Annotated in this window: 1 protein-coding gene; it reads right to left on the minus strand. The window is 41.1% G+C overall.

Annotation, left to right across the window (positions count from 1 at the left end):
* Window positions 1–825 (minus strand): NAD(P)/FAD-dependent oxidoreductase (locus ACFIK8_RS10770; protein WP_375669421.1); only part of this gene is annotated, 825 nt, incomplete at both ends.

The following is an 825-nucleotide window of genomic DNA, read 5'->3' on the forward strand; positions in this document are numbered from 1 at the left end:
CTGAAAATATGCGAAACGCTCATGCTTCCCAGTTAACCATTCAGCATATAATTTTCCCATAAAAGGAGCAAGCATAACTCCATGCCCCGAATAACCGCCACAGTAAGTTATACCCGGTAGAAGTTGGCGAACATAAGGCATGCGTTCAACTGTGATAGCAACCGTTGCACCCCAACGATGCGTTAGATTGATAAATTGAAGATGAGGATAAATTTCAGCAATCTGCTGTCGTATACGTTCCTCTAAATTTACAGGATAGCAATTATCATAACTTTCTACTCCGCCAAATAATAAGCGATTATCAACGCTCTTGCGAAAATAGCGAACCATAAAACGAGAATCATCTACTGATTCTCCACCCTGAAGAATTGGGCTCTCTTTTGATAATGGTTCAGTTGCTCCAATATAAGAGCGGATAGAAACAATATTTCTCTCAACAAAATCCTGAAGTCCAAGTTTATACGCATTGGTCGCCAATAAAACATGCTCGGCCGTTATTTTGCCTCGTTTTGTTATTACCATACAACGGCTACCCTTGCGATCTACCGTGGTTACTTGTGTCTTCTCATACAGTTTAGCACCAGCATTTTTGGCTTTTTTTGCCAACCAAACAATCAGCTTCAAAGGATTTATATGGCCCGTGTTGACATCATAAATACCGCCATAATAAAAAGACGAGCCAAGCCGTTTAGCTGTTTCATCCCTCCCCATAAAAGTGAGACCATAATAACCATAACGCTGCATCGTCTCAACATGCCGTTGATAAGAGATTACCTCACGCCTTTTATGGGTCACGGAAAGTTGTCCTTCCATAAAATCGCATTG

The sequence above is a fragment of the Bartonella sp. MR168JLCBS genome (assembly GCF_042194175.1).